Genomic DNA, 17,913 nt, shown 5'->3' with positions numbered 1-17,913 from the left:
GCCCGAGCCCGAGGTGCATCAAGCCCTCATCCGATCATTGCTCGGAGGCTGTATATCGGGTAACTTAAAAAATTCTCACCCCGGCAGCGGCGATGAATCTTAACTTCCTGGACTTTGAACAGCCGATCGCGGAGCTCGAGGCGAAGATCGAGGAGCTGCGCCTTTTGAGTGATGAGTCGGCCATCGATATCAGCGAGGAAATCCAGCGGCTCCAGGCGCGCTCGAAGGAACTGACCAAGTCGATATTTTCGTCCTTGACGCCGTGGCAGATCTCGCGCATCGCCCGTCACCCGCAACGTCCCTACACGCTGGATTACGTGAAGCGGATCTTTACTGAGTTCCATGAGTTGCATGGCGATCGCGCTTTCGGTGACGACGCCGCCATGGTGTGCGGAGTCGCGCGTTTCGAAGGCGAGCCCGTGGCCGTTATCGGGCAGCAGAAAGGGCGAACCACCGCGGAGAACCTGCAGCGAAATTTCGGCATGCCCCGGCCGGAGGGCTACCGCAAGGCCTTGCGGGTGATGCGGCTGGCGGAGAAATTCAAGCTGCCGTTGCTCACGTTTATCGACACCCCCGGCGCCTACCCCGGTATCGACGCGGAGGAGCGTGGCCAGAGCGAAGCGATTGCGCGCAATTTATTCGTGCTGGCCGGGTTGCAGACACCCATCATTGCCACCGTGATCGGAGAAGGCGGTTCCGGGGGCGCGCTCGCTATTGGCGTCGCGGACCGGATGTTGATGCTCGAATACAGCACCTATTCAGTGATCTCGCCCGAGGGCTGTGCGTCGATTCTATGGAAGAGCGGCGAGATGGCGGAAAAAGCGGCGGAGGCCATGGGAATAACCTCCGCGCGCCTGCTGGAGCTGGAATTGATCGACGAGATGGTGCCCGAGCCGCTCGGGGGGGCGCATCGGGCGATCGACGATATGGCCGAGCGGCTTAGACAGGTTCTCATCGACAACCTGAGCAGGTTGCGAAAGCTCGATAACGGCGATCTCCTTAGCGGACGCCGGCACCGCTTGATGAGCTTCGGCCAGACGAAGGACAAACAGTAGCTTACTCCCCGCGTTGGTGTGATCCGCTTTTCACCCGAGGCCTTACGCGCGGTGCTGGTAGCCTTGCCGAAAGCCACGGCGTACTGGATAGCCTTTAGCGGCGGACAGGACTCGCGTGTATTGCTGCATGCCTTAGCCGCGCTGCGCAATGCACTCGAGGCACCGCTTCAGGCGGCCCATGTCAATCATGGGCTGCACCCCGGCGCGCCCCGTTGGGCACAATCTTGTACCGAGGTGTGCGAGCACCACGCTATTCCGTTATCCGTGGTCCAACTCGATGCGCGGCATCCAGACGGCAGCAGTCCGGAGGCGTGGGCTCGCGAGAGGCGCTATCGGGCCCTGCAAGCACTCATGCACGAGGGCGAAATGATGCTGACGGCGCACCACCGCGACGACCAAGCCGAAACCCTGTTGATGCAACTGCTGCGGGGATCGGGACCTCGAGGCCTCGCGGGGATGCCCCCCCTGGTGCGGTGGGGGGCGGGCTGGCTCGCGCGGCCTTTACTCACCTTCGATCGCGCCGATCTCGCGGTCTATGCCGAGACTCACCTATTGGGCTGGGTCGAAGACCCGAGCAACACCGATACGCGCTATGCGCGTAATTTCTTACGCCATGCGGTGTTGCCGGTACTGAAGACACGCTGGCCAAGCCTGGGGGCGACGCTCGCACGCGCGGCCGTGTGGCAGGCGGAGGCCGCGGCGCTCATCGACGAGATCGCGGAACAAGATCTGGCGCGGGCCGCATCCGGAGCGCCCGCGGCGGTCTCCGTCTCGCGCTTACGGCGCCTGCCCGAGGCGCGGCGGCGAAATGTCTTGCGCGTTTGGTTAGTCCGATGCGGCCTGCCGTCCATGACGGCGGTCCAATTACAGCAGTTGGCGGGGGAGGCCCTGGAGTGCCGATGGGATAGTAGGGCTTGCATTCGCTGGCCGGGGGGCGAGGTGCGCCGCTATCGAGACAATTTTTACGCCATGCGTCCCTTGCGCCCGCATGACGCAAATCAAGTATTCGCGTGGAACTGCGATGCGCCGCTCGCGCTGCCGCTCGGTACGCTAACGGCGGAGCGGGGCGCGGACGGTATTCGTGCCGCGGCGTGCGCTAACGATTCGGTCACGGTGCGTTTTCGACGGGGCGGAGAGCGGCTGCGGCCCTGCGGTAGTTCCCATACACGCTTGCTCAAACACTTGTTCCAGGAACAGGGGATCCCGCCGTGGCGCCGTGATCGTATTCCACTTGTCTACTTGGGTCCGCGGCTCGCCGCGGTCGCCGGGTTCTGGCGCCATCAGGCCCTAGCCGCGGATCCCGGTGAAATCGGACTATGCTTTCGGTGGGCGGAGAGCGAAGAAAATGCCGGCGCCGTTGCGGCGGATTGAATAGCTATGCATGCATCGTTGGATTCATGGTTTGGGGCTCCGAGACCGTCGCGTCGGAGGGGCCGACGTCAGCGCCCTCGATCCCGAAAGTGAAACGCACATCTCCGATATCGATCTCGCAACCGTCGCTGAGCATCGACCGCCGCACCTTCTTATCGCTGACAAACAAACCGTTGAGCGAATCCAGGTCCTTGATGGCGAAGGTGCCATCCGGGTTGCTTATGATTTCGGCGTGATGGCGCGATACGGAGCTGTCGGGGATAACCATCTCATTATTTTTCCCGCGCCCGATGCGCCAGGGCGAGGCGGCGATCACGCATCGTGTACCGGCGTCATTCTTGCGCGCCAGATAGGCGCGCGGTACGTCGATCGTGTCAGGTTCGTCGGCGCCCGGCGCCCGGTTCTGCCTGATATACATGAAGCCGCCGATGAGGGTGACCAGCCCGATCCCCGTTAGTGGATAAACCCAGGGACTGGCGGAGGCGGCATCAAGCTGCGCCGGAGGAACCGGCATCGCGGCGGACGGTATTGCGGCTTGTCCGGCTGCCTGCACAGCGGGGGCAGGCTCAGGGATCGTCACCGGTAGCGGCACCTCGATGTTCCTGCCTTGGAGCGCAACCTTCAGGGTTACCCAACGCGGTCCCGAAAGCCCCTCGGTCACCGCGGCGCTCAGATCGATGCTGATCTGTCCGCCGCTATCGATGGCCGCGTAGGGCTGCGTCATAAACCCATTGGGAAGCGAGAAGTCGCGAGGATCGGCGCGGATCAGCGCCCCGTTCGTCTCCTTGCTCAGACGCCTTAGGGCTTTCAGCGCCGGGGAAGGTTGCTCGGAACTGATATAAGCGACGCTGTATACCGACACGTTGGCATCGCGTGCCGCTGCGACCAGTTCGCTTTGATAATAGGACTCGCTGCTCGCCCCTCCGTCGGTAAAGAAAAAAAGCGCTTTTCGTACCGCGGGGTACTGACCCAGAATCCGCAACGCTTTATAGGCATCATGCTGGGTCGATTGCGAACTTTGCGGGCTGGTGAGCGTGCGGATCGCGGCGACGATATCCTTTGGAACGGACCCGATTGGGAGTGTTAAGGTTGGATTGCCGTGGAAAGTCGCCACACCCACCCGATGGTGCGGTTTGGAAAGACCGATGAGTAAGCGTATATGCTCGACGATTGTCTCGATGACGGCCAGGTTATGGAAGGTCCCGGCATCGATGAGAAAAAGAATCGCTGAGCTGCTGCCATCATAGGGGTAGTCCGTCGTGCGCGGGTTGGGTAAAGAGACGCTTTCGATCGCGGCGGTGAATCCGGTGACCGCCTCCGGGGTGAGCAGGCGATAGTCGCAATCCAGCCGCTCGCCTTGCGGTTGAGTACACGCATGCAGAAGCTGTTCGATGCGATTCGCCGCTCCGGTGTCGGCGCCTGCGTTCAGCAGCGCGCCGCCAAGCACGATCCCAAGCGCAATGCGGGCCGCCCCGATGAGGGCCGGGCGCTTGGAGGCTTTACTGCGTATGGGTTTACTCGCAGGGGACAATCTCATGGAAATCGGGTGATCATGGCTTCAAGGCCGCCCCCCGGGCCTCTTTAACCTCTCATCTCATCGCTTGACGATTCTTACGCGCCTTGGCGTCTGGCTAAACGAGGATTTTGACGATGACAGCGTCTCGGCGATCACGACTTTGGTGCCGACACCCACGTACTTTCGCAAGGTATCGATCTGCTCGTTGGTCAGCGCGATACATCCTTCCGTCCAGTTGACGTTTTGGTGTATGTCCCATTTTTGCGGTGTGAAGGCACCGATACCATGAATTCCGATCGCGCCGCCGAGCGCCGTGTTTTGCGGCGGGATCTTGTGGTATTTCTGCGCCGAGACGATGCGATCGAAGTCGTACTCCGAAATCATCCGGCCGCGAAGCCCATAGAATGCATCTTTGACATTGGGATAATTCAACTGCAAGAAGGTGTGGAATCGGCTGCTGGGCTTAATTTTTACGACCCGATAAGTACCCACCGGAGTTCTGTGATCCCCGCGGTAGTGCTTGTCGCCCGGCCCGCCGCGCCCAGAGGCCATCCGGAAGACCTTCTCGATCTTGGCGCCTCTTTTCAAGAGCAACATGCGCTCCGACTTAATGATCTCTAGTTCGTAATCGTGATGGCCGCTGCTTGCTGCCCAGACTTCCTGGATCGCAACAGCACCGGCGATCATGAGCACGAGACCAATGGTCCTCGCGATGGAACCGATTTGGCATTGTGTCATCATCTCCCTTTGTTCCGCGGTGTTCCCGCGAGCAGACCGCCGCTCACTTTAATGATCTAACAATCATTCTACTATGGGTATGTATCGAAAAACGACGTTAAACCAAGATGGTTTTTTCCGCAACAGGACGACCCGTGCCGATACCTTGCTTCGTAAACCCGCCACTCGAATGTTTCTGCAAACGTCATACCCTTTAGGACCTCGCGCGGTGGCTTTGTGGCCAGGCACAGAGCACCTATCGGCTTCTGACGTGTTTACCGGGGTCGAATTATGAGCGAATTACTACCGTCTGAGAAATATAGTCTACCCGCGTCGTCCAATTTGGTTAAAGTTGGATCGCGACGATTTCTTCACAACCTCTGAGGCGTCTAATAACCCTCGCGTTGACTGAGCATGCGCGCCAGTGTCTCGAAAACCGGCGCCTGCGAGAACCGGTAGCAAGCGATGCTCAGGGCCAGGGCCGAAAAGCCCACCAGCACCAGCAGATCGTGATAGAGAGCGAATTCCGCACCGAAGGGGGGGCTCGCCCGCGCAGCGAGCGCATGCTTCATCAAATCGACCCCGTAGCTGAAAGGATTGATTAAAACCAGCGCTTTTAGCACGCCGGGCAACTGTCCGATCGGATAGAGTGCGCCGCTGAGAAAATACATCGGAAAGATAAAGAAGTTCATCACCACCGCGAAGTCATCCAAGGCTTTGCTGAATACCGCGATGAGAGTGCCGACGCTCGCACACAGGAGCGCCGTGCACACCAATCCGCCCACGAGGAGTCCAACGTTTTGCGTGTCAGGGAGGTAGCCAAGAGGGTATAAGATCAGCATCAGCATGAGGGCTTGGGTAAGCCCCACCATGGTCGCGCTGGCGGTCCGCGCGAGGATAATGACGTAACGCGGGAAGGGTGCCACGATCAACATGCGCATCACCCCGGACTCCTTGTCGTAGACCATGGACAGGGAGGCGAGCAAGGCCCCGAACAGCATCACCATACACAGCAGACCCGGGACCAGAAACTGCCGGTAGTTGGGTGTTCCGGCAGCGCTCAGAAGGGCGTCGAAACCCGAGCCGATCACTAACAACCAGATGAGGGGCCGCACCATGGCGCTTACAAGACGCCCGCGTTGGCGCACCATGCGCGTGAGATCGCGCATTATCATGGCTTTGATCGCGCGCCACATTCTAGGATCCCGGGCGGTTAAGCCAAAGATAGACGTCGTTGAGATCGGCGCACCGAAGGTGGATCCCGCGCGTTATGTGTTTGAGGTGGGAGGGGAGATGGGACAGCGCGAAGTCCCGATCCAGGATGCGAAACTGTAAGCGCCCCTCCTCGGCCAAGGGTTCGCCGAATCGGGGAGTTAATTCCTGGGCAAATAAGGCGGGGGTTTCCGTCTCAACCTCCAGGATAAAAGACGCGACGCCGCTGACCAGAGCGGCGGGACGGCCCTGCCCGATCGTTTTGCCGCCTTTCATGAATACGATTTCGTCGCATCCCTCAACCTCATCCATGTAGTGTGTGCTGAGCATAAGAGTCGAGCCTTCTTCAGTGCGCAGACGGTGGAGGAAGCGCCAGATCTGGCGGCGGTTGATGACATCGAGCCCAATGGTGGGCTCATCCAGAAACAGGATCGGCGGCCGGTGCAAGACCCCGCGCGCGATATCGAGGGCGCGCCGCATCCCGCCGGACAGAGTGGACACCGGGGCGTGACGTTTCTCCGTCAGATCGAATAGCTTCAGCAACTCTTCGCCGCGCTGGCGCGCAATCCGCGGCGAGAGACCCGCCAGCGCCGCGGCGAAGCGCAGGTTTTCTACCACCGTAAGCGTACGGTCCAGCGCAGATTCTTGAAACACTACCCCGATCGCCCGGCGAACCGCAACGGGCTGGCGAACAACCTCATAACCGCCAACCCACGCGTGACCCGCACTCGGTCGCACCAGCGTGCTCAGCATGTGCAGGGTGGTGGTTTTCCCGGAACCGTTGCGCCCCAGGAGTCCGAAGAACGACCCTTGCGCAACGGACAGATCCAGCGCATCGACGGCTAGCAAACACCCATAGGACTTGCTTAGACTGCGGGTTTCGATGGCAAGGGCATTCGGCATCGTCTAAGAGTTTGTGAAAAAACTGTCGCGAGCGAAGGGAGGTCGTGTTCCGCCGGAGCACAGGAACCGCAGTGTATACGGAAATACATGAGGATTCCGAGCACCGCCGGAACGCGAGATCCCGAGCGCAGTAGGTTTTTTCACAAACTCTAAGTAGGTGGTGCTAAAAAACTAAGGGACCCGAAGGTCCCCTAGTGATTGACACGTCGTTGCCGATCCTCTAGCGATTGTAAATGTACATCGTCACTTCAAAACCGAAACGAAGGTCGACGAAATCAGGTGTTTCCCAGATCATTTGTCTTCTCCTTTACTTGGTTAATGAATAATGCCATCAGGATAAACTAGGCTAGATTGTGCTACTCATGCTTTATGCCAACGTTACGCACGCGGCGTTGGCCGCTACAGATATTCAATAATTCAATTATATACGAATTCACCCAGCGGCGATCAAGCCCGCGGATCGAATCCATGGCCGGAGTGCTTGGTTCAAATAAACCAGGGTCGTGGTTAATATGAGCCTAACGGTGGGGTATTATCACGCATGCTACGATCGCTACGCGGGTTATTGTTGACTTACGAGCTGGCCTTGCTGCTGTTGGTCATCGTCACCGGTGCGTTGGGCGGACTGTCGGTGTATTTTTGGCGCGAAGCGTCCACGGAGTCCTTGCGCCTGAACCGTTTGACCCACATCATGCATCACGTGCGGAGCGATTTGTTTCGGCAGATCCGCGAAGTGACCCGCGCGCGGCTCATGGAGGAAGCCGCTGCCCTCGCCTTGTACTCGCGTTACTCGCGGCGCATCGACGACAAATTCGATGCCTTGCGCCAGCGGAGCACCTCGCGCGCTGAAGCGCTGGCCATCCAGCGGATGCAACGTGCCTACCGGGTGATCCAACAGGATATGAATAACATCTTCGGTGATCCGTATGCCGCGAGCCAGTTGGGACGTCTGCGGATCCTTGAGTCGGATCATGAACAACAGCTCGTCGGCGGCTTTGAAACCGCTTTCCATGCCTTTGATAAGCTATTAACCAGCGAACATGCCGTCTTGAATCGCCGCGTCGGCGAGTGGGTGCGGCTGACGCCGGTGCTGATGCCGCTTCCCATCCTGCTGGCCGCGGTCCTGGTTTTGTTATCGCGCTTGAGCCTGCAACACCGATTCGTCTCGCCGATGGCGCGCCTTATCGAAGGGTCGCGGCTGTTGAGCGCTGGCGCCCTCGACCACAAGATTTCGGCGGCCGGGGTGGAGGAGGTGCAACAACTCGCGCTGGCGATCAACCACATGGCGTCGGAACTGGCCACGAGCCGGGATGCGCTCGTCGAGCGAGAGTGCCAGGCAGCGTTGGGGGCGCTCGTGCCCGTGATCGCGCACAACATTAGAAACCCGCTTGCAAGTATCCGCGCGAGTGCGCAATTACTCGATTGCGTTGAAATGCGCGAGGAGATCCACGAGGTTAAGCAGGCGGTCATAGAGACGGTCGATCGTCTCGGCCGCTGGGTCACCGCGCTCGTATCGTATCTGCATCCGCATAAGCTCAACCGGACCCGCGCGAGTCCGAGCCGCATGCTCGCGACGGCGCTCGGTCTATTGGCGGCCAGGATCGCCGGCAAGGGATTGCGGCTCGATGCGCGCTACCCCGATGATGAGCCGGAGGTGTGGGCCGATGCCGATCTGATGGAACAGGCCTTATTCGGGCTCTTGTCCAACGCCGTCGATGCCTCACCCGTGGGAGGCCGGTTAACGGTGGCGACGCACGGCGAGAGAAACTGCTTTGTCTTGAGCATCGATGACGAAGGACCGGGCATGCCCTTCGACCCGGAGGCCGACGGTTTGACGCCTGGACCCTCGACCAAGCGCTATGGAACCGGGCTTGGGATCCCATTTGCCTTTAAGGTCTGCAACGCCCACGGGTGGAAGCTTGCCTTCAGCACCAAGCCGGCGAGCGGGACCCGGGTCACGATCGAAGCGCCTTTGGGCGGGAGTGATTTAAGCGTATGAGCGAGCGGCTGAGCCAAACGCGGGAACCCGAAGCGCCGCCGGCGCCGGTACGAGTGCTGATCGTGGATGACGAAACCTTGTTCGCTCGGGCCGTCGAGAAACGCTTAGCCAAGGAGGGCTATGCGCCGATGGTGGCTGGCACCCTCGAAAAGGCGCGGCACCTGTTGCAAACCGCGGATCCGCAGGTCATCTTGCTCGATGTGCGCCTGCCGGACGGATCGGGTCTCGAATTCTTGAGCGAGTTGCGCCAGCACAAGGCGCCGGAGCTGCCGGTGGTGGTCTTGTCCGCCTACGGGGAGATCGAGGACGCGGTGGCCGCGATGAAGTTGAGGGCCTCGGACTATCGCAAGAAACCCATCGATCTGGATGAACTGCTGATCACCTTGGACAAGGTCTTGGGGGACTCTCAGCTCGCCCGTGCGCTGGAGTATTCACGCGCCCGGGAACACCATGCCCGCGAGGAGGTATGTTTACTGGGAGAGCATCCGGCGATCGTGAAGATCCGCGGGCAGGCCCAGCGGCTGGGGGCGCTCTGCACCACGGCAGCGGCGATCCCGCCGACGATCCTGATTCTAGGAGAGACCGGCACCGGCAAGGATCTGGTAGCGCGCCTGCTGCATAGCACCAGCGTAAGGCGCGAGCGACCATTCGTGCACGTCGATTGCGCCGCCTTGCCGAAGGATCTCATCGAAGCGGAGCTTTTCGGACATGAAAAAGGGGCGTTTACGACTGCCCTTACCGCTAGGACCGGGCTCATCGAGGCAGCCGAAGATGGGGTCGTGTTCCTAGATGAGATCGGTGAGCTTCCCGTCGATCTGCAATCTAAATTGCTCGCCGTGCTGGAACGGCGCAGCACCCGGCGGATTGGTAGTACGCGCGAGCGGACCGTATCGGCATGGTTTATCGCGGCCACCAACCGCGATCCTGAGCAAATGATGGCGGCCGGAGCGTTACGCAATGATCTCTATTACCGGCTCAACGTTCTGTCGATCCACGTGCCGCCGTTACGGGCGCGCGCTGATGACGCCGTGGCGCTGGCCGATCATTTCGCGCGGCAAGTCGCCAAGCGCTACGGGCTGCCCGCGCCGACGATCACTGTCCCGGCCGGCAGACTTTTGCGGGAATACGCCTGGCCAGGCAATATTCGAGAGCTCAAACATCTCATCGAACGGGTGGTGCTCCTGACCGGGGGAGGTACCGTGAACGCCGAGGATCTCATGCTGCCCGGGCTTTCCGGGGAGCGAGGCCGAGAGCGGATCGCCGCGATCGAGGGCCTGACATTAGCCGCGGCCGAACGGCTCCTCATCGAGCAAGCGCTCAGCCGCACCGGTAACAATGTCTCCGAGACTGCCCGTCAATTGGGCGTCACGCGCATGGCCATCCGGTATCGCATGAAAAAATATGGTTTTCTGGACGCTTAGAGCTGCGGAGCGAAGAAATGCCGCTCGGGCGGCGCGGCCAATCTGCGCTATAATTCGTTTACGGGTAGGGGGACCAAGATGGACAAGACAATGCGCACTGATCTTGAGGCCGCGGCTTTTCGCCGGCTTTTGGATCATTTCCGTACACATACCGAGGTTCAAAATATCGATCTGATGAACCTGGCCGGTTTCTGCCGCAACTGTTTATCGAAGTGGTACCGTGAGGCTGGGGAGGAACGCGGCGTCGAAATCAGCGATGAAGCGGCGCGGGAAATCATCTACGGGATGCCGTATCGCGACTGGAAGGCCAAGTATCAAAAAGAAGCGGCGCCCGAGAAGCTCGCCTCCTTCGAGCAGTCGCCGGCGAAGCACGACCATTAAAGGACGGCCTCCGAACCATCCGCCCCGCCGGCCGCCTTTTGCCGAGCTTCCTTAGAGGTTTTTTCACAAGCTCTTAGTACAGCGCCGAGGACATCAACGCGCGATAGCGCCTTACCAAGGGGTCCTGTGGCCCGAGCAGGGTAAACACGTCCACGATGGCTTTGCGCGCACCATCGTCGCGGTACCTGCGGTCCCGGCGGATGATCTCCATCAGCTGCTCCAGGGCGGGATCGAACCGGCCACCCGTGATTAAACGGACGCTGAGCTGATAACGTGCCTCGCAATCGCCGGGATCGGCATCGATAAGCTGCCGCAGCGTCGCTTCCTCGGGCGCCGCGTGGGCCACGCGCGCGAAATCGATGCGGATCCTCAGCGCGCTGATGTCCTCGTCCAATTGGCGCTGGGCGGGGAGGTCCGCGATGATTTCGTGAGCTGCTTCAAAACGGCCCCGTTGGACGAGTACGCGGGCTAGATCCGGATGCAGGCGTTGGTTGTCCGGGTCAATCGCAAGCGCCTGCCGCAGCAACCGTTCGGCGGCGTCGGCGTCGCCGCGCGCGAGGGCCGCCGCGGCCGCCGCGCGTTGGCGATCGGATTCGCGCTCAATGTGGCGGTCCAAAAGGCCACGGATCAAGCTTTCCGGCTGCACGCCCAAGAATTCGTCGATGACTTCCCCGTTTTTATAGAGCTTGACGGCGGGGATGCTTTGTATGCGGTGCTCCAGTGCGAGGCGCTGATTTTTATCCGTATCAACCGTCGCGACCACGACCTGGCCCTGATACTCTTGTCCCAGTTTGGCCAGGATCGGCGAGAGGACGCGGCAGGGCGCGCACCACGGCGCCCAAAAGTCCACGAGCACGGGAATGACCCGGGACCGTTGCCGCACCTGCACGTCAAAATTATCTTGATTAACTTCAATCACGTTCGCAGGACTACTCATTGCATCTTTCAGCGTGTTCGGCACACTCCGGGTATTTTATACTACCTGTGGCGACCCCGGCGTAATCGCAAGACCGAGCTTTCCGACGCAATGACGATGCAACCGCATCTTCGCCGACGCGTAGCGCGCTTTCCAACTCCGACGGCTGCTTGTACCCTTAGCGCCATGGAAATCAACGTGACGAAGATGCACGGGCTGGGCAACGACTTTGTGTTGGTCGATGGTCTATCCTCGGGTATCTCATTATCACCTGAGCAGATCATACGGATCGCCGATCGACGTTTGGGCGTGGGCTGCGATCAGGTGTTGCTGGTCGAGCGGCCTAGGCATTCGGGGGTCGATGCCAATTACCGGATCTTTAACGCCGACGGCGGCGAGGTTGAGCAGTGCGGTAACGGATCGAGGTGTGTCGCGCGCTACCTGCGGAATACGGGTTGGGTGGATCGAGACGCCATGATCGTGGAAACGCTTGCGGGGATCAGTCATCTTTATTGCCAAGACGATGGGCAAGTCCGGGTCGATATGGGGACGCCCCGTCTGGCGCCCGCGGAGATACCGTTGCTCGCGGAGCGCGAGGCCGACACCTATGAAATTGAGGTCAACGGTGGCCGGGTGAGCGTGGCCGCGGTCTCGATGGGGAATCCCCATGCGGTGCTTCGCGTCCCGGACACCGACCGGGCGCCGGTCGGCGAGCTCGGTCCGGCGATCGGTAAGCATTGGAGATTTCCGCAAGGCGCCAATGTCGGTTTCATGCAGGTCATCGACGCGGGCCATATTCGCCTGCGAGTCTTCGAGCGCGGCGCCGGTGAAACGCCCGCCTGCGGCACCGGGGCGTGTGCCGCCGTGGTCGCGGGGAGACGGCTCGGTTTATTGGATCCCGATGTGAACGTGGTCTTACCTGGCGGGCAGTTGACGCTTCGGTGGCAGGGCGCCGGGCAGGATGTATGGATGACGGGACCCGCGACGAAGGTTTTCGATGCGCGCATGACGTTATGACGAGAAAAGACCCGTTGCGGATCGGAGAGGGCTCTGATGCCGTGGTCGCTGCGTACCTGAAAGCGCATCCGCAGTTTTTCGTTGAGCATCCGGCTGTCTTGGCCGAGATCGCCGTGCCCCATGTGACGGGCGAGGCGGTGTCGCTGGTCGAGCGCCAGGTGGCCGCCTTACGCGAACAGTACCGGCGGCTTGAGAATAAGTACCGTGAGCTATTAACGATTGCGGCGGAGAACGACGATCTGCGGCGGCGTTTGCATAAACTGACGATCAAGCTCCTCGGGAGCGATGACATCAAGGCAACGATCGCTGCGCTCTATCAAGCCTTGGTGGAGGATTTTCGGGCCGACTTTGTGGCCCTCAAAGTGTTCGCCGCGCCGCGGCCGGTCAACGGCGAGCCGGTGCCGGAGTTCCTTGGCCGTGAAGCCGCCGAACGGAACGTGTTCGCCGCACTGATCGCCGGAATGCACCCGCTATGCGGAGGGCTTGAGCCCTCGCAACGAGATGCCTTGTTCGGCGCCGCGCGGGGAGAGAACGGTTCCGCCGTTCTGTTGCCGCTCGCGCGCCGCCGGTGGAGCGGGGTGCTCGGCGTTGGCAGCTTCGATCCGCGCCGCTACGATTCCGGCATGGGGGTCGATTTTCTCGCTCAGCTTGCCGAGGTGGTGAGCCAGATCATCGATCCTTGGATAGCGGATTGATCGCGGACATGGCAACGGATCGATGGGAGGTCACGGTCATGGCGTTTCTAGCGGGTCTACAACAACGCTCGCCGCATACCCAGGCCGCTTATCGCCGGGATCTCGGCGGCTTTACGCACTATTGCCGCCGGCAGAAAATCACAAGTCCCGAAGCAATCGATGAGAAGTGCGTGCGCGATTTCGTGTCCTGGCGCCACCGCGGCGGTATCAGCGGCAAGAGCCTGCAACGCTGCCTGTCGGCGCTGCGCGCTTATTGCGAGTTCCTGGGGTACGAAGGCTGCTTGACGCGAAATCCGGCCAAGGCGGTGCGCGCGCCCAAGGCGGCGCGCAAACTGCCGAAGCTCTTGGACGTAGACCAAGCCGGGCGTCTGCTCGCCATCGGCGCGACCGACCCGCTCGCGCTTCGCGATCGCGCGCTGCTCGAGCTACTGTACTCCTCGGGGCTCCGGGTGTCCGAGCTGGTCGGATTGAACGTGCATGATCTCGATCTGCGCGAGCGTGAGGTGCGGGTGAAAGGCAAAGGCAATAAACACCGCATTGTCCCGGTGGGCCGATACGCCATCGAGTCATTGCGCGCCTGGTCGGCGGCTCGGGCGGAATTGGCCGGCGCGGAACAAGCGGCGGTATTCGTGAATCGCCGTGGCGGGCGTATCAGCGTGCGCTCGGTGCAATATCGGGTATTGCGATGGGGCCTATCCCAGGGCATTGACCGGCGCGTGCATCCGCATATGTTGCGCCATTCCTTTGCCAGTCATCTCTTGGAGTCGAGCGGTGATCTGCGGGCCGTGCAGGAGCTCCTGGGCCATTCCAATATCAGCACGACACAGGTGTACACGCATCTCGATTTCCAGCATCTGGCGCGGGTCTATGACGCTGCGCATCCACGGGCACGCCGCCGCTGAGAGTTGACCGAGTCCGCGGGCTACGCGTTCTCGCGCCGAGTGTTGTAGAATTCGCCTCTCTCCAACCAACCCGTTTCGATGGATAAGATCCATGGCATGGCCCCGCTTCGAAGGTACGACCATACTCTCCGTGCGCCGGGGGAGCCGCGTCGTGATCGGCGGGGACGGGCAGGTATCGTTTGCCAATACGGTCATGAAAAGCAACGCGCGTAAGGTGCGGCGTATGTACAACGATCGCATCTTGGCCGGTTTTGCGGGCGGAACCGCGGACGCGTTTACCCTATTCGAGCGTTTCGAGGGCAAGCTGGAAAAACACCAAGGCAACCTCACGCGCGCGGCGGTCGAGCTTGCCAAAGACTGGCGTACCGACCGGGCCTTGCGGCGCTTGGAGGCGCTACTGGTCGTGGCGGATACAAAGACCTCGCTCGTCATTTCCGGAACGGGGGATGTGATCGAGCCCGAAGGCCATGTGATGGCCATCGGATCGGGCGGACCCTACGCCAAGGCGGCGGCGACGGCGCTTTTGCAGCACACCGAATTGGGGGCCCGCGCCATCGTGGAAGCGGGGCTCCGGATCGCCGCCGAGATCTGCATTTACACCAACGCCAACCTGACGGTCGAGGAACTGGAAGCGGAAAGTGACTGAGCCTGATGAATTCGTATGAGTGAATTAACCCCGCGGCAGATTGCCGCCGAGTTGGATAAACATATCATCGGTCAGGCGGCCGCCAAGCGGGCCGTGGCGATCGCGCTGCGCAATCGCTGGCGGCGCATGCAGGTGAGCGGCGATTTGAGGAACGAGATCACGCCCAAGAATATCTTGATGATAGGCCCCACCGGGGTAGGCAAGACCGAGATCGCTCGGCGTCTCGCGAAGCTTGCCCAGGCGCCGTTTATCAAAGTCGAGGCGACGAAGTTTACCGAGGTCGGTTATGTGGGGCGGGACGTGGAAACGATCGTCCGCGATCTGGTCGATGTGGCGGTTAAGATGATCCGCGAAGGGGCCATGGCGGGCGTGCGGCGCGCGGCGGAGGCGGCAGCCGAGGAGCGGATCCTGGACATTCTGTTACCGGGAGCGCGGATCAGCGGGACACTCGATCACGCGAATGCCGACGAAGGATCGACGACGCGTGATCGCTTTCGCCAGATGTTGCGCAACGGTACGCTGGATGAGCGGGAGATCGAAGCCGAGCTGAACGCCCCGCGCATCGGGGTCGAGATCATGGCGCCCCCGGGCATGGAAGAGATGACGGGCCAGCTCCAATCGATGTTTCAAAACCTGGGGAGCGGTCGTACGCGCACCCGGAGGTTACATGTCGCCGAGGCACGCAAGCTCCTCGTGGAGGAGGAAGCGGCCAAGCTCATCAACGAAGATGAAATTAAATCCCAGGCCATTCAAAGAGCGGAGCAGCATGGCATCGTCTTCCTGGACGAGATCGACAAGGTGGCCCGGCGTTCGGAATTTAGCGGCCCGGACGTATCTCGCGAGGGCGTGCAGCGCGATTTATTACCCCTGGTGGAAGGTTGCACGGTTTCCACCAAGTACGGGATGGTGAAGACCGACCATGTCCTATTCATCGCTTCGGGGGCTTTTCATCTTTCCAAGCCCTCGGATCTCATTCCCGAGCTGCAAGGACGCTTACCCATCCGTGTCGAGCTCGACGCCCTTACAGTACAAGATTTCGTGCGTATACTGACCGAGCCGGATGCCTCGTTGACCGAGCAATACATCGCCTTGATGGCGACGGAAGGAGTGAGCATGCGTTTCGCCGAGTCGGGGATAGCACGCATCGCCGAGGTCGCCTGGCAGGTCAATCAAAGGACGGAGAACATCGGGGCAAGGCGCCTGCACACCGTGCTCGAGCGCTTGCTAGAGACCGTCTCTTATAGCGCCGGGAGCGGCGAGGTTGTAGATGTGGACATCGACGCCGCCTACGTCGATGGGCAACTGGGCGAGCTCGCCGGCGACGACGACATCGCGAGATATATCTTATAACAGCCTGCGCGATGGCTGAAAAACCCTTTCCGGCCGAGATCAAATTGCACCGCCAATCGCGTGTGCTCGAGATCACGTTCAACGACGGCAATCGTTTTGATCTGCCGTGTGAGCTATTGCGCGTCTATTCGCCCTCGGCGGACGTCAAAGGCCACGGCCCGGAGACGGCCGTGCTTCAGACCGGGAAAGAGCAGGTCAACATCACGCTCATCGAACCCGTGGGCAACTACGCCGTAAGGCTCAGCTTCGATGACGGGCATGCCACCGGGCTCTATTCCTGGAGTTATTTGTATGATCTTGGAATGCATAGGGACCGTTACTGGATGAAGTACTTGGACGCATTACGGGAAGCGGGTTACCAGCGCCGCTCGGCGTCCGCATGAGCGAGGCCACGGATTTTGGTTTTCAAAGGATCCGCGGCGAGGAAAAAGCACGGCGAGTCGCCGGCGTGTTTGCCTCGGTGGCGCCGCGCTATGATTTGATGAACGATTTGATGTCCGGAGGGGCGCATCGGCTGTGGAAGCGCTTCGCCGTCGCCGTCGCCGGTATCAAACACGGCGAACGGATCTTGGACCTGGCCGGGGGCACCGGCGATGTGAGCGCCTTGATCGGGCCCGAGGTGGGTCCCGGGGGGCGGGTCGTTCTCTCCGACATCAATGGCCCCATGTTGCGGCTCGGCCGCGATCGCCTTCTCGATCGCGGCCTGGCAAGCAATGTCGATGTCGTGCTTGCCAACGCCGAGCAACTGCCGTTTCCCGAGGACAGCTTCGATGCCATCCTGATCGCGTTCGGCTTGCGCAATGCGACGGCGAAGGAGCGCGCGCTGGCGTCGATGCATCGCGTGTTGCGTTATGGAGGGCGCGTGGTGATCCTGGAGTTTTCCCGCCTCGTGGTTCCACTACTGCAAAGCGTCTACGATCTGTATTCGTTCAAAGTGATTCCGGTGCTGGGACAACTGATTGCCGGTGATAAAGCGAGTTATCGCTACCTCGTCGAGTCGATCCGGATGCACCCCGATCAAGAGACCTTGAAGGCGATGATGAGCGACTCCGGATTTGAGCTTACGAGTTACTATAACCTCAGTGGCGGGATCGTTGCGGTGCATCGCGGGTACAAGCTTTGACGGGAGTCGCCGGCGCACGTCTCCCGCCCGCGCTGCTAAGCTTAATGGAGCGAGTGTTGGGATCGCTGTTGCGGCTCGACCCGGAGGCGCTTGAGCGCGTGGCGGCTATGGAAGGAAAAACCATTGCCGTGGAGCTGGCGGGCCTCGGGCAGACGATCTATCTCTCGCCGGGAGCGGCCGCGATTCGGCTGCGCGCCGATCATTCAGGCGAGGTGCATGTGCGGCTCCGGGGCACGCCGCTCGGGCTGCTAGCGATGAGCGCCGACACCGAGGGCGCGAGCGTCGCGAGCGGTGTCGAGATCATCGGCGATGTCGCGCTTGGCAGGCACCTGCAGTCGCTCCTTGCGTCGTTTAGCGTGGATTGGGAGGAATTGCTCTCCGGTTACCTCGGCGATGTCGCCGCGCATCAACTCGGAAACGGGGGACGCGCGGCCGCGCAGTGGCTTGCCGAGACGCGCGCGACGCTCGAGCGCGACATCGCCGAGTACCTCCGCAATGAGGCGGAGTTGTTACCGGAGCGATGGCAGATCCGGCAGTTCTTGGCCGATGTCGATGAGTTGCGCAGCGACATCGATCGCCTGGACGCGCGGATCAAGCGGCTGAGGGGGCGCCTAGGAAGGGCGGCAGAGGAACGGCCGGCGTGATCGGCATCGGCCAAGTGCTGCGCTTGCTGGTGATCCAGCGGGTAC

At 61.0% G+C, this 17,913-nt stretch carries 19 protein-coding genes; 13 read left to right on the top strand and 6 right to left on the bottom strand.

Annotated elements, in window-relative coordinates:
• The first annotated feature begins 92 nt into the window (after window positions 1–92).
• Together M3436_07540 and tilS are read left to right on the top strand one after the other, a co-directional pair.
• Window positions 93–1,055, top strand: coding sequence for an acetyl-CoA carboxylase carboxyltransferase subunit alpha (locus M3436_07540; protein MDQ3563986.1), 963 nt, complete (start codon window positions 93–95; stop codon window positions 1,053–1,055).
• An 18-nt stretch (window positions 1,056–1,073) separates the two neighbouring features.
• Window positions 1,074–2,426, top strand: a complete 1,353-nt coding sequence (gene tilS / locus M3436_07535) for a tRNA lysidine(34) synthetase TilS (protein MDQ3563985.1) — start codon at window positions 1,074–1,076, stop codon at window positions 2,424–2,426.
• A 4-nt stretch (window positions 2,427–2,430) separates the two neighbouring features.
• On the opposite strand, the gene M3436_07530 is transcribed toward tilS, so the two are convergent.
• The 5 genes from M3436_07530 to pqqA all read right to left on the bottom strand — a co-directional run bounded on the left by M3436_07530 (window position 2,431) and on the right by pqqA (window position 7,069).
• Window positions 2,431–3,963, bottom strand: coding sequence for an FHA domain-containing protein (locus tag M3436_07530; protein ID MDQ3563984.1), 1,533 nt, complete (start codon window positions 3,961–3,963; stop codon window positions 2,431–2,433).
• A 57-nt stretch (window positions 3,964–4,020) separates the two neighbouring features.
• Window positions 4,021–4,683, bottom strand: coding sequence for a L,D-transpeptidase (locus M3436_07525; GenBank protein ID MDQ3563983.1), 663 nt, complete (start codon window positions 4,681–4,683; stop codon window positions 4,021–4,023).
• Between the two features lie 365 nt (window positions 4,684–5,048).
• Window positions 5,049–5,834 (bottom strand): ABC transporter permease, encoded by a 786-nt coding sequence (locus tag M3436_07520; GenBank protein ID MDQ3563982.1) that lies wholly within the window; start codon window positions 5,832–5,834, stop codon window positions 5,049–5,051.
• A gap of 22 nt (window positions 5,835–5,856) precedes the next feature.
• Window positions 5,857–6,774: an ATP-binding cassette domain-containing protein gene (locus M3436_07515; GenBank protein ID MDQ3563981.1), complete on the bottom strand. Its 918-nt coding sequence runs from the start codon at window positions 6,772–6,774 to the stop codon at window positions 5,857–5,859.
• A 220-nt stretch (window positions 6,775–6,994) separates the two neighbouring features.
• Window positions 6,995–7,069, bottom strand: a complete 75-nt coding sequence (pqqA, locus tag M3436_07510; protein MDQ3563980.1) for a pyrroloquinoline quinone precursor peptide PqqA — start codon at window positions 7,067–7,069, stop codon at window positions 6,995–6,997.
• 246 nt (window positions 7,070–7,315) lie between these two features.
• On the opposite strand from pqqA, the gene M3436_07505 reads away from it, so the two are divergent.
• From M3436_07505 to M3436_07495, 3 genes are all read left to right on the top strand, one after another.
• Complete coding sequence (locus M3436_07505; GenBank protein MDQ3563979.1) at window positions 7,316–8,773, top strand: ATP-binding protein; 1,458 nt, start codon at window positions 7,316–7,318, stop codon at window positions 8,771–8,773.
• Window positions 8,770–10,194, top strand: coding sequence for a sigma-54 dependent transcriptional regulator (locus M3436_07500; GenBank protein MDQ3563978.1), 1,425 nt, complete (start codon window positions 8,770–8,772; stop codon window positions 10,192–10,194). The genes M3436_07505 and M3436_07500 overlap by 4 nt, the downstream gene beginning before the upstream one ends.
• Window positions 10,195–10,272: 78 nt before the next feature.
• Window positions 10,273–10,575, top strand: coding sequence for a DUF1244 domain-containing protein (locus M3436_07495; GenBank protein MDQ3563977.1), 303 nt, complete (start codon window positions 10,273–10,275; stop codon window positions 10,573–10,575).
• A 73-nt stretch (window positions 10,576–10,648) separates the two neighbouring features.
• On the opposite strand, the gene M3436_07490 is transcribed toward M3436_07495, so the two are convergent.
• Entirely contained in the window at window positions 10,649–11,512 is an 864-nt protein-coding gene (locus tag M3436_07490) for a tetratricopeptide repeat protein (protein MDQ3563976.1), read from the bottom strand.
• Window positions 11,513–11,677: 165 nt separating this feature from the next.
• Here M3436_07490 and dapF point away from each other — a divergent pair, with 165 nt between their 5' ends.
• From dapF to M3436_07450, 8 genes are all read left to right on the top strand, one after another.
• Complete coding sequence (gene dapF, locus M3436_07485; protein ID MDQ3563975.1) at window positions 11,678–12,508, top strand: diaminopimelate epimerase; 831 nt, start codon at window positions 11,678–11,680, stop codon at window positions 12,506–12,508.
• The gene (locus tag M3436_07480; protein ID MDQ3563974.1) at window positions 12,505–13,203 is read left to right on the top strand and encodes a DUF484 family protein; all 699 of its coding nucleotides are present in this window, start codon (window positions 12,505–12,507) and stop codon (window positions 13,201–13,203) included. The genes dapF and M3436_07480 overlap by 4 nt, the downstream gene beginning before the upstream one ends.
• 8 nt (window positions 13,204–13,211) lie before the next feature.
• Window positions 13,212–14,105: a tyrosine recombinase XerC gene (gene xerC, locus M3436_07475; protein ID MDQ3563973.1), complete on the top strand. Its 894-nt coding sequence runs from the start codon at window positions 13,212–13,214 to the stop codon at window positions 14,103–14,105.
• A 91-nt stretch (window positions 14,106–14,196) separates the two neighbouring features.
• Window positions 14,197–14,751, top strand: coding sequence for an ATP-dependent protease subunit HslV (gene hslV / locus M3436_07470; GenBank protein MDQ3563972.1), 555 nt, complete (start codon window positions 14,197–14,199; stop codon window positions 14,749–14,751).
• Window positions 14,752–14,766: 15 nt separating this feature from the next.
• Window positions 14,767–16,101: an ATP-dependent protease ATPase subunit HslU gene (gene hslU / locus M3436_07465; GenBank protein ID MDQ3563971.1), complete on the top strand. Its 1,335-nt coding sequence runs from the start codon at window positions 14,767–14,769 to the stop codon at window positions 16,099–16,101.
• 11 nt (window positions 16,102–16,112) lie between these two features.
• Complete coding sequence (locus M3436_07460; GenBank protein ID MDQ3563970.1) at window positions 16,113–16,484, top strand: DUF971 domain-containing protein; 372 nt, start codon at window positions 16,113–16,115, stop codon at window positions 16,482–16,484.
• The gene (locus M3436_07455) at window positions 16,481–17,224 is read left to right on the top strand and encodes a class I SAM-dependent methyltransferase (protein ID MDQ3563969.1); all 744 of its coding nucleotides are present in this window, start codon (window positions 16,481–16,483) and stop codon (window positions 17,222–17,224) included. Before M3436_07460 ends, M3436_07455 begins: the two co-directional genes overlap by 4 nt.
• Window positions 17,221–17,868, top strand: coding sequence for an SCP2 sterol-binding domain-containing protein (locus tag M3436_07450; GenBank protein ID MDQ3563968.1), 648 nt, complete (start codon window positions 17,221–17,223; stop codon window positions 17,866–17,868). Before M3436_07455 ends, M3436_07450 begins: the two co-directional genes overlap by 4 nt.
• The last annotated feature ends 45 nt before the right edge of the window (window positions 17,869–17,913 follow it).

The organism is Pseudomonadota bacterium (genome assembly GCA_030859565.1).
In the GTDB taxonomy this organism is placed as follows: Bacteria; Pseudomonadota; Gammaproteobacteria; order JACCXJ01; family JACCXJ01; genus USCg-Taylor.
Note: the sequence above shows the minus strand (reverse complement) of the source record. Positions and strands in the feature narration are given on the sequence as shown.